This is a genomic window from Oceanicoccus sp. KOV_DT_Chl (assembly GCF_900120175.1).
Lineage (GTDB): Bacteria > Pseudomonadota > Gammaproteobacteria > Pseudomonadales > Dasaniaceae > Oceanicoccus.
The window spans coordinates 422,251-434,664 of the sequence record NZ_FQLF01000001.1 but is presented as its reverse complement, the minus strand read 5'-3'; the positions used below and the strand labels follow the sequence as shown (position 1 = coordinate 434,664).

Below are 12,414 nucleotides of genomic sequence, written 5' to 3'. Positions count from 1 at the left end.
ACCACGGCAAAACAAGGTGTTTTATCCGTTCCAAAAAGCCCCGCCAGCCATCTCAACCCAGATGATTTTTGTAGCCATTTATAACGCTCAAAAAACCGCCAACAAGCAGCCGTTATAAGCGCAAAATCATACCATAAATCAATGTGATACCGACAGCTGTAAAGCCGATAAAAAGCGCCTTTTCGCGCTTTTTTCAGCGGCTATTTAAAAGCATTTCTGACAAAATCCCGTTATACTCGCGGGCACTGAAAAAACAGCGATAAAAAACCACCTTATGACTGATTCAGCAAGCAACACATTGCCAGCAACCATTGATACTTTAATCAGCGCCGGCTGGATAATTCCAATTCGACCAGCACAAACCGTACTCAAAAATCACTCTATTGCTATTCACAATGGAGAGATTGTCGCCATCTTGCCGACCGAGCAAGCGCTGCAACGATTTGATGCGCAATACGGTATTGATTTGCCCCAACATGTGCTTTGCCCCGGCCTAATCAATGCCCATGGTCACGCCGCCATGAGCCTATTTCGCGGCATGGCTGACGACACCCCTTTGCAACAATGGTTAGAACAACATATCTGGCCTGCTGAAGGTCAGTGGGTGGATGAGGAATTTGTTCGCGACGGCACCCAACTGGCGGTAGCGGAAATGTTACGCTCGGGTACCACCACATTTAGCGATATGTATTTCTTTCCCAATGTGGTCGCCAAAGTAGCCAGTGATGCCGGTATGCGCGCGCAAATCACCTTCCCGGTATTCAACTTCCCTACTATTTGGGGACAGGACCCGGACGATTACATTCGCAAAGGTCTGGCAGTAAGGGATGACTTTAAGCACAGCGATCTGGTCAACGTAGTCTTTGGCCCCCACGCCCCCTACACCGTAAGCGATGAAGCTTTACAAAAAGTAGCGATGCTGGCAGCGGAACTGGATATCAATATTCATATCCACGTCCATGAGACGCAAAAAGAAGTGGATGATGAAGTTGCACAACTGGGCCAACGACCACTGGCGCGACTCAATGCGTTGGGGGTGCTTAGCCCGAAAACGCAATTAGTCCATATGACCGCACTCAATGCCGACGATATCGAGCTGGTCAAACAAAGCGGCGCCCATGTTATCCACTGCCCGCAATCCAATATGAAACTGGCCAGCGGCTTTTGTCCCGTGCAAACCTTGCAAGCTGAAGGCATTAATGTCGCCCTTGGAACCGATGGCGCTGCCAGCAATAACAGCCTGGATATGTTTGCCGAGTTACAAACCGCAGCACTACTCGCCAAAGTCGCCACTGGTGATGCCTCCGCCCTGGGTGATTGGCAAGCATTGGAAGCAGCAACACTGAATGGCGCCAAGGCAATGTCACTGGAACACAAACTCGGCTCACTGGAAGTAGGTAAGCAAGCCGACATTATCGCCATCGACTTCAGCCAACTGGAGCAACAACCGATATATCAACCCGTATCACAATTGGTCTATACCGCCTGCGCGCAGCATGTCACCCATAGCTGGATTAATGGCCAGCAGGTGATGGCCGATCGCCAGTTGGCACATCTTGATATCCGGGAAATAAAAGCTAAAGCGCAACAATGGCGTGATAAAATCACTAGCCCCAAACACTGACCTCAAGCCAATAAACGGGAAAATACTGTGACCGCAGCCAATGTCGATCAAGCTGAAATAGCCAAATTTGAAGCACTTGCCAGCCGCTGGTGGGATCTAAATAGCGAGTTTAAACCGCTACATGATATCAACCCCTTGCGGGCCAATTTTATTGACCTGCACTCACCTGTCGCCGGTAGTAAATTACTGGACGTAGGCTGCGGCGGCGGTATTTTATCCGAGGCCATGGCGCAACGTGGCGCTATCGTTAGTGGTATCGATATGGGGAAGCACCGCTATCGGTGGCTAAGCTACATCAGCTTGAGTCAGGTGTATCGGTCAATTACCGGCAGTGCACCGCAGAAGAGCTAGCCTGCAAAGAAGCCGGACAGTACGACATTGTCACTTGTCTGGAAATGCTAGAACACGTACCCGATCCAGGCTCCGTTATTCAAGCTTGTGCCGAGCTTGTCAAACCCGGCGGCCACCTGTATTTCTCCACTATTAACCGTAACCCCAAATCGTATTTACTGAGCATTGTTGGCGCTGAATATGTATTAAAGCTACTCCCCAAAGGCACTCACGATTACGATAAATTTATTAAGCCTTCCGAACTAGCACACTGGTTGCGCGCTACCGGCCTGCAACTGCAACATATGACGGGTATGACGTACAACCCACTGACAAAACACTACAAACTGAATGACAATGATGTCGATGTGAATTACCTGGTTCACGCCCAGCGACCGGCTTTAATATGATTCCACTGGAAGCAGTTCTGTTCGATCTCGACGGCACTTTGATTGATACCGCACCGGATTTTGCGGTAGCAGTTAACCAACTCCGGCAGCGCCACGATCAACCACCCCTCGCTTATGCAGATATTCGTGCAACGGTTTCTCATGGCGCTCGCGCCCTAGTCACGCTGGCGTTAAAACTTAAAGAAGGTGATCACCATTTTGAAGCACGCAGGCAAGAGTTACTTGATCTGTATGAACAACATCTGGCTGTGGATACTTGTTTATTCCCTGGCATGAAAGAACTGTTAGATCATCTGGAACAACAAAAACTCCCCTGGGGTATTGTCACCAATAAACCACGCCGCTATGCCGAACCCATTTTAGCAGCACTGAAATTAAACGAGCGTTGTGCATCTCTGGTTTGCCCCGATGATGTCAGCCGCACTAAGCCCGACCCGGAGCCCATGCTACTAGCCTGCCAACAAATTCAATGTGCGCCTACCCGCACACTGTATTTAGGTGACCACCGCAGAGATATAGAAGCAGGCAAAAATGCCGCAATGAAAACGCTCGCGGTCAACTATGGCTACATCGAAGCACACGACCCTGCCGATAGTTGGCAGGCCGACTTTTATGTCGATCACGCCAATGAAATCATGGCGGTATTAAATCGCCATTTTAAGTATTAATTTTCGAGAACACATCATGTCTTCACCCCATACCTACCAAGCGCCAGCCCAACTGCTCGTCAATAAAACTATTTTAGTCACCGGCGCCGGTGATGGTATTGGCCGCACTGCCGCGATTACCTACGCCGCCCATGGCGCTACCGTCGTTTTGGTGGGTAAAACTATCGAAAAACTGGAAGCCGTCTACGACGAGATAGAAAATGCAGGCTATCCGCAAGCGGCTATTTACCCGATTCATTTAGGCGGCGCCGTAATGAAAGACTACCGCGATTTGGCGGATACGCTAGAGACTGAGTTTGGCCAACTCGACGGGCTACTACACAATGCCAGCATCCTCGGTGATCGTAAAAGTATTGCCCAGACCAACAGCGACGAATGGTTGGAAGTGATGCAGATAAACATCAATGCTGAATTTATGCTGACGCAGGCACTGCTACCGTTAATGGAAAAATCCGCAGATGCCTCTATTATTTTCACCTCGTCCAGTGTAGGTCGCCGTGGTCGCGCCTATTGGGGTGCCTACGCAGTATCAAAATTTGCTACTGAAGGCTTGATGCAAACCTTAGCCGATGAATTAGGGAATACCAGCAACATCCGCTGCAACTCACTTAACCCTGGCGCCACCAATACCAATATGCGCCGCACCGCCTACCCGGCCGAGCAGCCAGATAATAATCCGCTGCCCGCTGAAATTATGCCACTGTATTTATATCTAATGGGCGCAGCGAGTAAAAACGTGAATGGCCAGGCGTTTGATGCGCAACCTAAATGATGGGCCGCAGTATTAACGAGTAAAATCGATTATCTGTTCAGGGTTGATATATTCCGGACCACGACGCACTTCGAAATGTAAATGATCGCCGGGTGAACTAATAACTGTCTCGCCCAGTTCAGCTAATACGCTGCCAGTGGCAACCACATCACCCGCCTTGACACGTAAGCCAGCCAACGGGAATACAAAGAAATAACACTTTCGCCTTGAATACCGCCGTGGCGAATCATCACATAGCCCCCACGAAACATACTCATCTCATCACTATAAGCAGGCATTGCTTTTATTACCTCGCCGTCAAGCATAGCAACAATCGGCGTGCCTTTAGCAGCATAAATATCGACACCCGTATGCAAATGATGGCTTCCGCCAATGATATCAAAGGTTTTATTAAACTCGCGGGGTCCAAAGCGCGAACCCAAAACACCACCCGTAATAGGTGATACCGTGTAATCCTGCAAGCCAGCTGGCACGCCAGTAATGGGGGCAACTTTATCCGCCTCGGAAAATTTATCCACTGGCGCCATCGGCAGAATAACCAAAAGCGAAAAAGCAATAATAGTAAACAGCAACCAACCATCCACAAATACTTTTGCCTGTCGGTGATGTTGCATACGCTCAATACGCTGACGACATTCTTCATAGGTGCCAATCATGCCACTGACTGATGGACGCGATGATTGCTGCTGACACAACTCGATAACCGCTAATAAACTTTGCGCATAAATTCTGGGTGGAATTTCTTTGGACGCCAATACCAAACGATCACAAATCATTTCCCTAAACCGATGCATGGCACTGCGACACAACCAAATGGCGGGATGGAAAAAAAAGATACAACTTAACCACTGCTCGGTACTCAGCCACATATCGTCAAAGCGACTAACATGCGCCATTTCATGTGCAATCACCGCCTCAAGTTCCGCTTCGGATAATTGTTCGACCAGAGTAACAGGCAACACGACTTTCGGACGCCAGCTGCCTACCGTAAAAGGTCCCTGAGCCTGGGCCGAAATCACCAACCTGACTCTACGCCGAATCGTAAAAATATGACGCCACTTGGCCACCAGCGCCAACACATGATCACTACCAGCACCAACATCGACCAGCGAGGCATTGGCTAACTTAAAATAATCAGCGCGCCGTTTCAATAAACGCCGCACCATCCAAACACTGGGCAGCAACCAACAGAGTAAACCAAATACATTCCAGGTGAGGTAAGGGAATTGCTGAAATAACGGCGTACTAAACCAAGGCACAAAACTATCGATGGTACGCAGGGAGTCCATTATGGACTGCTCAAAGAGCCAGCCTTCCAGGGCCGAGCGCAAACTAAGCTGGGAATAATAACCGGGCGGTACAATCATCCGCGCCATCACCACCAACCAAATAGCCATCAGGATATAAGGCGAAGACCGACGCAACAACCAGGCTAGCGCTAAAGCTGGCAACAATAAGATAGCCGCATACAATGACTGCTGTAACAACACAGATAGCGCAATAAAACTTATTAAGTCGGTGACCGGTGCAAACATACAGCTAAACCTGCTTATTGGTATTTACAGGGTTTAAGAATTAACAATATAGCTACTCATCATTCAACGTGTTAACCAAATCTTTCAACTCTTTGACTTCCGCCTTACTCATTTCCTGATTATTGGTAAACATGGCCACCACCGAATTGGTATCGACTTCCAACACATTACTGGCAAAAAAACGGACCATTTTAGCGAGACCTTGCGGCCTTGATATTTGAGCCTGATAAGTGAACACGCCATCGGACTTTTCCCGCTGCAGCAATCCCTTCTTAACCATTCGATCCATCACAGTCTTGGTGGTGGTATAAGCCCAGCCATTATCGAGCTGCTCATGCACCGCCCGAAAACTGGAATCCCCCTGCCGCCAGAGCACACGCAAGACTTCATATTCAGATTTAGAGAGATCGGGTAACGCCATGATTGGATCCTGTGGAATCGACTGAAAGTAAACGAGCAACATCATCGACTGATGAGGCTCTGCTCACACTAGCACATTGATTTTATTTATAGTTATTTATGACAACGTAGTATACGCAGCTGCGATTTAATTGCCTAGCCAAAATTGCCCTGTAAACACCGCCAAATTCATGCCACAGAAAAGGCTGGGGATAGTGAAAATGACCGGCAGAATTTTGACCCCTTGCCGCTTTTGATTGCCGCCATTGCCGCTTTGGCACCCGAAAATCCGCCCCAAAAAAAGCATTTAATACAACAATATCAACAAGTTAGATAATTTTTTATATTTGTGGCACAGATTTCGCTTTAACTGCTTCAACGAAACAATTTACTAACAAGCTGACTTAAGCGCGACAGCCTATAAGCAGTGTAAACACGCAATGATTTGAGGCTATCTGGCTATGGTAACTACCGTTCAACATTCAAATACTGTTGCCTTTCCGACCCAAAACACAAATCAAAACGGGCTAAAACGCAGCACCACAAATCGCAAACCAGCCAACAAGGCGAATCAATACGCCGAACTGCGCTTGCAATTGAGCAATTTATTGCAAACTACTTTAGAGCTACCTCAGCTGATGCAGCTATTTTTTGAGGAAGCCAATCGCAGTCTGAACATTGCTAGCCTGCACTACCAAAACGATAAGATTTCCGAAGCGATAGAGCTGGGTAAAAATGCCCGGCATAACTGCCACTACAAACTTGTCGTCAAACAGGAGTCACTGGGGAAATCGGTTTCAGTCGCAGCAAACGTTTTAACGAATCCGAATTACAATTATTGGAAATGCTCATCAGCTGTTTGATCTGCCCTATTCGCAATGCCCTCATGTATAAAGAAGCCGTACTAAGCGCTCTGCGTGATCCACTCACGGGTTCCGGTAATCGTCTGGCACTGGAAAATACATTAGAGCGTGAAATAGCCTTGGCTACTCGCCACAAACTCCCATTGTCTTTACTCGTTGTAGATATCGACAAGTTCAAACTGATCAATGACGACTATGGCCACGCCGCTGGTGATTATGTTTTAAAAGATGTCGCCAGCAATTTGGCACAATGCAGCCGTGAAACCGATTCCGCCTACCGCGCCTATCGTTTTGGTGGCGAAGAGTTTGTACTGGTGCTGAACAATACGTCCAACCAAGGTGCTGCAATCGTGGCAGAACGTATCCGCCAATCGATTGAAAAAATGACGACAACCTTTGAAGACAATTCCATCGCTGTCACGGTCAGTGTTGGCTTGGCAACATTGATGGACGGGGATAATATGTCCAGTTTGTTTTCAAGAGCGGATAAGGCGCTTTACCGTGCAAAAGGTAAAGGACGTAATCAGGTAATGAATGCTCAGGAGTGTATTGAGCAGGATGCTTGTTGATTTGGTTAGGTTTTAATTTTCAGCACAATATCGTTACTCCCATTTATTTTTTCATTCCCACACAATGCTGTCATTCCCGATCGGAGTCGGGGATGACTTCAACTTATCTGCGATGTTTCTTATTTATTCCGGACAGTAGTGCGACCTGATCAGGAATGACAAACATCAGACATTCAAAAATAACGACAAAACACCTTTTCCACGATGATGACAATCATCTCACCGCCGCCTCAACACCGGCCCCAACCGATAGAAAACCACCCCACCAAAAATCAGCAAACAACCGACTATCTGATTTCCGCTCAGCACTTCATCCAACCACCACATACTCATCAGCACTGTTAATACCGGCTCAGCTAATAAAATCATACTGGCGTGACTGGGCTTTAGATGTTGCAGCGCTTGTGTTTGTAAAGAGAAACGTAAGCTGGTTGCCACCAACGCACTTGCGATTAACAAAACCCACGTCAGCTGAGCAATCTCTCCGCCATGCTGTTGACCCAGTGGAGGATCAACTAACAGCGCACCAACTGTTGCCATTAAGCCGGCCATACCCAACTGCAAGGTTGATAACGCCAATGGCGCAATACTAGTGACATAATGACCGGATAAATTTAAATGCAGAGCGAAAGCTAATATAGATCCCAAAAAACAATACTGTGCTTTATCAAACCCAAAACCCAGACCTTGTTGCATGTTATCCAGCGCCAAAAAATACAAACCGGCGACGGCGGGAATCAAACTGACCAGGAGTAACAGTGAAATTTTTTCGGCAAAAAATATTCTACCAACCAGAGGCACGACCACAACGCCCAGACTAACGATAAACGCGCCCTCACCCACCTTATCAGTGAGCTTTAAACCCAAAGACCAACATAACAATCCCGAGCCCAAGGCAGTACCTGTGGCCAAACAACGAAATATCTGATTGCGATCCAACTGCCGAATATCTTTGCCACAAAACAATGCCAGCGTGGCTGCGGCTAGTAAAAAGCGAATACTCATAAAGGTATAAGCTTCCATTTCCGACAATACCATTTTTGAAAGAATCCACCCCACAGCCGCGATTAGGGCAACGGATAGCAGCAAAAGCTCAGCTCGGCGGTTAGTCATAATGACAGCGACAGTATCAGAAAAATGAGCAGGCACTATATAGAGCAGATAGCTAAACGTCGACTAACAAATCGCACGAATTCAAAGCAGGATTGATAATCACGCCTTGCTTATAGTGATTAGCTAGCTAAGATAAACGGTAAAAACAAACACCATAATACTTGAGGCGAGGAATAGACAATGATGCTAGCAAGAGGATTTTTACTGGTAATAGGCGTGATATTCACACTCTATGGATTGTACTGCCTGTTTAACCCAATGATCTTGAATGAATACACTGGCATGGGCCTTGGTGATGGCACTGCCTTGATTGAAGTGCGTGCGATGTATGGCGGCTTACAGTGTACGATGGGACTGTATTTACTGTTTTGCTGCTCACAGATCGCACGGGTACCCCAGGGCCTGCTAGTCTCGATATTTATATTCGCAGGCCTGGCTGGTGCACGCGCCTATGGCCTGACGGTTGATAGTGGTGATAACGGCTATAATTTTGCAGCGATTATTTTTGAATCCGTGAGTGGCGTACTGGCCTTGCTATTATTACAACTTGGTCAGAAACAAACTGCTTGAAGCCACCGCGCGCTCCATCCCCCTTGTATCCTAGCTCTGCCGAGGGGGGACTCTGTTAAAAAAATTTAATCGCCTCGTGACCCGCAAAACACCTACGAAAGAGAGCAAGCCTGTATAATTCCCCGATTACAAAAGAATCAGGATTTGTTCTGTATGAGTTCCGCCGAAAACATTCCTCAGTACGATTACATTATCGTCGGTGCCGGTTCCGCTGGCTGCGCACTGGCTTATCACCTATCACGCGAAGCCAGTCGTAACGTGTTACTTCTGGAAGCCGGTGGTAAAGATAGCAACCCACTTATTCATATTCCTTTAGGGTTTGCCTTTTTAATGAAGGACCCCAAGCTAAACTGGTGCTATGAAACCGACCCTGAGCCACAGATGAATCAGCGAAAAATTAGCTGGCCTCGCGGTAAAGTGTTGGGTGGCTCCAGTTCCATCAATGGCATGGTCTATATTCGCGGTCAAAAAGCAGACTATGACGAATGGGCCGCTGCAGGCAATAAAGGCTGGGGCTATGATGATGTACTGCCCTACTTTAAACGCGGCGAACATTATGCGGCCGGCGAAAATCACTACCACGGCTACGGTGGCCCACTTTGGGTTGAAGAAGTTGAAAACAAATTTGAGCTTGCCGATTTATTTGTGCAGGCAGGAATTGAGTCCGGCATACCACACACCGAGGATTTTAATGGCGAACAACAAGAAGGTATGGGTTTCTACCAGCTCAATATCAAAAACGGTTTGCGCCAAAGTACCGCGCGAACTTTTTTGAAGCTTTGCGACAAACGCCCTAACCTTGATATACAACTCCATGCGTTAACACAAAAAATCCTGTTTACTGATAAGCAGGCGAGCGGCATTGCCTACTCCCAAAAAGGTATCAATAAAACCGCTCAGTTAGCAGCCGGCGGTGAAGTCATTCTCTGCGGCGGCGCTATCAACTCACCACAGCTGTTAGAGCTATCTGGTATTGGCGATAAAAAACTACTAACGACTTACGGTATCGACACAGTGCATCATTTACCTGGTGTCGGTGAAAACCTGCAAGACCACCTCACCGTTAATATCCAGCAGGGTTTAAAAAATGTTGTCACGTTTTTTGATGAAACCCGCCCATTGCATATGATGAAAAATATCGCCAGGTTTTTTTTACAGCGCAGCGGCTTGTTAGTACACCCTGCGGCACAAGCTGGTGCATTCTTTCGCTGTGATGATGACTCAGATCGCGCTGATGCACAGATTCATTTTGCCCGGCTGCGGGTGAAACCAATGCCAAAGGAAATATTGATACCGTACCAGGCACCACCGCCACGGTATGTTACTTACGCCCTACCAGCCGCGGCCAAGTGCATATCAAAAGTGGCGACCCCATGGCTCATCCCTCTATTAAAGCGAATTATCTGGATACTGAGCACGACCGGATTAAAACACTCGCTGCTATTAGAAAAACACGCGCCATTTTTGATGCACCTACAATGGATAAGTACCGTGATCAGGAAATACAACCCGGACGGCAATTACAAACTGATGAACAATTACTCGCCTATGTCAGGGAAAAAGGAGAATCGGTTTATCACCCGGTTGGTACTTGCAAAATGGGCAAAGATAAAAAAGCTGTGGTTGATAATCAGCTGCGGGTGCGCGGTGTCACCGGCTTGAGAGTTGCAGACGCATCGATTATGCCTACCATTTTATCCGGTAATACCAATGCCGCCTGCGTAATGATCGCGGAAAAATGTGCCGATATGATTCTTGCTGATCGCAAGCAACAATCATAAACAAAAAGATCAGCGACTGTGTAAATCGAATTAACTTTGAGGAAAGAACCATGACTGCGGGATTACCACTCGACGAAATTAAAGCCCCCCTACTTGACTTAGTTACGCGTCAACGAGCAGCGTTTAAAAAAGAAGGCTATGTAGCCTATGAAACCCGTGTTGATCGTATCAATCGCTGTATTGCGCTCTTAGTCGATAATCAAACTGCCATTTGCGATGCCGTTAATACTGACTTTGGTTGCCGCTCACGCCACGTCACCCTAATGACTGATATTTTTACCTCGGTTAGCACTTTAAAAAATGCCCGTAAAAATCTAAAAAAATGGATGAAACCGGAAAAACGCAAAGCTCCTATCCCAATGAATTTATTCGGAGCCAAAACAGTCATAAAATATCAACCCAAAGGCGTTGTCGGTATCATGACGCCCTGGAATGTGCCGGTGAATATGATTTTCAGCCCATTGGCCGATATTTTAGCTGCGGGTAATCGCGTCATAATAAAACCGTCAGAATTCACCCCGGCCACAGCCGAAGTCATGAAGACACTGTTTGCTAAATATTTTGAAGAAACAGAAATTGCCTTTGCCAATGGCGGCCCCGAAGTTGGCGCTGCATTTAGTAGCCTACCCTTGGACCATATTATTTTTACCGGTGCGACCAGCATTGGTAAATTGGTGATGAAAGCCGCGGCTGAAAATTTAACCCCGGTGACACTGGAGCTGGGTGGCAAATCACCAGTGATTGTTTCCGACTCCATGCCTATTGCCGAAGTTGCTGAAAAATTAATTACCGGCAAAAGTATGAATGGTGGCCAACTGTGTATTTCTCCGGATTATGCTTTTATCCCCGCCAGCCGTATTGAAGCGTTTATCACTACCTGCAAGGAAACCATTGCCACTCAATTTCCTACATTGATGCATAACCCGGATTATGTAGCTCTGATTAACGAGCGTCACTTTAATCGCATCAAAGGCTATATAGATGACGCCAAAGAAAAAGGCGCGCGTATTGTCGAATTAAACCCCGCCAATGAAGACTGGCGCGATAGCAGCAAAAACCCACACCACAAAATTCCACTGCATTTAATTATTGAGCCTACCGATGACATGCTGTGCATGCAGGATGAAATTTTCGGCTCGATTCTGAATGTGAAAAGTTATCGCAAACTGGATGACTGTATTGAATATATAAACGACCGCCCCCAGCCCTTGGCCTTATACTACTTTGGAAAAAATCAGGATGAACAGGAACACATCCTGGATAACACCATCGCTGGTGGCGTATCGGTTAATGATATCGCCATGCACTTTGCCTGTGACGATGCACCTTTTGGCGGTGTTGGTCCAAGCGGCATGGGTAATTATCATGGCTTTGAAGGTTTCAAAACCTTTAGCCATGCCAAAACGGTATTTAAGCAAGGCCTTGTTAATCTGCCAAAACTAGCTGGCACGTTACCGCCCTTTGGTGAAAAGATGGATAAGATGATGGCGCAGCAAATCAAAAAGTAAACACAGCGCTGATGAATTATCGGGCTGCAACCCAACAGATTCTGTCACTCATTCTGACAAGGAAATAAAACTAACTTAGCGTTTCGGTCTTCACCACAATACCGAAACGCTCAGAGCCAACATACAGACTCATTTTATATTGAGTCATTCCCGACTTGATCGGTGATGACTTCGATTTATTTATGGTGTTTCATATTTATCCCGGATAGTAGTGTGGCCTGAACAGGAATGACGATAGTAATAACTGAATTACTTTATATGTATCAACCTTT

General features: G+C 46.9%; 12 protein-coding genes and 2 pseudogenes. 10 read left to right on the top strand and 4 right to left on the bottom strand.

Going from position 1 to position 12,414, the window contains the following annotated elements; translation table 11 throughout:
• Positions 1–274 precede the first annotated feature (274 nt).
• From UNITIG_RS01985 to UNITIG_RS01970, 4 genes and pseudogenes are all read left to right on the top strand, one after another.
• Complete coding sequence (locus tag UNITIG_RS01985) at positions 275–1,624, top strand: TRZ/ATZ family hydrolase (protein ID WP_101756864.1); 1,350 nt, start codon at positions 275–277, stop codon at positions 1,622–1,624.
• Between the two features lie 27 nt (positions 1,625–1,651).
• Positions 1,652–2,364, top strand: a pseudogene (ubiG, locus tag UNITIG_RS01980) (bifunctional 2-polyprenyl-6-hydroxyphenol methylase/3-demethylubiquinol 3-O-methyltransferase UbiG).
• Positions 2,361–3,032: an HAD-IA family hydrolase gene (locus UNITIG_RS01975; RefSeq protein ID WP_101756863.1), complete on the top strand. Its 672-nt coding sequence runs from the start codon at positions 2,361–2,363 to the stop codon at positions 3,030–3,032. The pseudogene ubiG and the gene UNITIG_RS01975 overlap by 4 nt, the downstream one beginning before the upstream one ends.
• A 16-nt stretch (positions 3,033–3,048) precedes the next feature.
• Complete coding sequence (locus UNITIG_RS01970; RefSeq protein ID WP_101756862.1) at positions 3,049–3,804, top strand: YciK family oxidoreductase; 756 nt, start codon at positions 3,049–3,051, stop codon at positions 3,802–3,804.
• A gap of 12 nt (positions 3,805–3,816) precedes the next feature.
• Here the strand turns inward: UNITIG_RS01970 and UNITIG_RS01965 are convergent, their stop codons facing one another.
• From UNITIG_RS01965 to UNITIG_RS01955, 3 genes are read right to left on the bottom strand one after another with little or no spacing between them, the layout of a single operon-like run.
• A complete protein-coding gene (locus UNITIG_RS01965; protein WP_159931047.1) occupies positions 3,817–3,951 on the bottom strand; it encodes a hypothetical protein in 135 nt (44 codons plus the stop codon).
• Entirely contained in the window at positions 3,927–5,339 is a 1,413-nt protein-coding gene (locus tag UNITIG_RS01960) for a M56 family metallopeptidase (RefSeq protein ID WP_101756860.1), read from the bottom strand. The genes UNITIG_RS01965 and UNITIG_RS01960 overlap by 25 nt, the downstream gene beginning before the upstream one ends.
• 52 nt (positions 5,340–5,391) lie before the next feature.
• Positions 5,392–5,760, bottom strand: a complete 369-nt coding sequence (locus tag UNITIG_RS01955) for a BlaI/MecI/CopY family transcriptional regulator (RefSeq protein WP_159931045.1) — start codon at positions 5,758–5,760, stop codon at positions 5,392–5,394.
• Positions 5,761–6,199: 439 nt separating this feature from the next.
• Here UNITIG_RS01955 and UNITIG_RS01950 point away from each other — a divergent pair, with 439 nt between their 5' ends.
• Positions 6,200–6,601, top strand: a complete 402-nt coding sequence (locus UNITIG_RS01950) for a hypothetical protein (protein ID WP_101756858.1) — start codon at positions 6,200–6,202, stop codon at positions 6,599–6,601.
• A gap of 23 nt (positions 6,602–6,624) precedes the next feature.
• A complete protein-coding gene (locus tag UNITIG_RS01945; RefSeq protein WP_159931043.1) occupies positions 6,625–7,170 on the top strand; it encodes a GGDEF domain-containing protein in 546 nt (181 codons plus the stop codon).
• Positions 7,171–7,389: 219 nt separating this feature from the next.
• On the opposite strand, the gene UNITIG_RS01940 is transcribed toward UNITIG_RS01945, so the two are convergent.
• Positions 7,390–8,283, bottom strand: a complete 894-nt coding sequence (locus UNITIG_RS01940; RefSeq protein WP_101756856.1) for a DMT family transporter — start codon at positions 8,281–8,283, stop codon at positions 7,390–7,392.
• A 180-nt stretch (positions 8,284–8,463) separates the two neighbouring features.
• On the opposite strand from UNITIG_RS01940, the gene UNITIG_RS01935 reads away from it, so the two are divergent.
• The 4 genes and pseudogenes from UNITIG_RS01935 (at position 8,464) to UNITIG_RS01925 (ending at position 12,142) form a co-directional block, all read left to right on the top strand.
• Complete coding sequence (locus UNITIG_RS01935; protein ID WP_101756855.1) at positions 8,464–8,853, top strand: DUF4345 family protein; 390 nt, start codon at positions 8,464–8,466, stop codon at positions 8,851–8,853.
• Positions 8,854–9,006: 153 nt separating this feature from the next.
• Positions 9,007–9,852 (top strand): annotated as a pseudogene (locus UNITIG_RS23895) (GMC family oxidoreductase); the annotation flags it as partial.
• 374 nt (positions 9,853–10,226) lie between these two features.
• Positions 10,227–10,634 (top strand): GMC oxidoreductase, encoded by a 408-nt coding sequence (locus UNITIG_RS23270; protein WP_200821140.1) that lies wholly within the window; start codon positions 10,227–10,229, stop codon positions 10,632–10,634.
• 50 nt (positions 10,635–10,684) lie between these two features.
• A complete protein-coding gene (locus UNITIG_RS01925) occupies positions 10,685–12,142 on the top strand; it encodes a coniferyl aldehyde dehydrogenase (protein WP_101756854.1) in 1,458 nt (485 codons plus the stop codon).
• The last annotated feature ends 272 nt before the right edge of the window (positions 12,143–12,414 follow it).

Bases quoted from the DNA above. Each gene is read 5' to 3' on its own strand.
- UNITIG_RS01985 (WP_101756864.1), top strand. From the start codon at position 275: ATGACTGATTCAGCAAGCAACACATTGCCAGCAACCATTGATACTTTA.
- UNITIG_RS01975 (WP_101756863.1), top strand. From the start codon at position 2,361: ATGATTCCACTGGAAGCAGTTCTGTTCGATCTCGACGGCACTTTGATT.
- UNITIG_RS01970 (WP_101756862.1), top strand. From the start codon at position 3,049: ATGTCTTCACCCCATACCTACCAAGCGCCAGCCCAACTGCTCGTCAAT.
- UNITIG_RS01960 (WP_101756860.1), bottom strand. From the start codon at position 5,339: ATGTTTGCACCGGTCACCGACTTAATAAGTTTTATTGCGCTATCTGTG.
- UNITIG_RS01955 (WP_159931045.1), bottom strand. From the start codon at position 5,760: ATGGCGTTACCCGATCTCTCTAAATCTGAATATGAAGTCTTGCGTGTG.
- UNITIG_RS01950 (WP_101756858.1), top strand. From the start codon at position 6,200: ATGGTAACTACCGTTCAACATTCAAATACTGTTGCCTTTCCGACCCAA.
- UNITIG_RS01945 (WP_159931043.1), top strand. From the start codon at position 6,625: ATGTATAAAGAAGCCGTACTAAGCGCTCTGCGTGATCCACTCACGGGT.
- UNITIG_RS01940 (WP_101756856.1), bottom strand. From the start codon at position 8,283: ATGACTAACCGCCGAGCTGAGCTTTTGCTGCTATCCGTTGCCCTAATC.
- UNITIG_RS01935 (WP_101756855.1), top strand. From the start codon at position 8,464: ATGATGCTAGCAAGAGGATTTTTACTGGTAATAGGCGTGATATTCACA.
- UNITIG_RS23270 (WP_200821140.1), top strand. From the start codon at position 10,227: ATGGCTCATCCCTCTATTAAAGCGAATTATCTGGATACTGAGCACGAC.
- UNITIG_RS01925 (WP_101756854.1), top strand. From the start codon at position 10,685: ATGACTGCGGGATTACCACTCGACGAAATTAAAGCCCCCCTACTTGAC.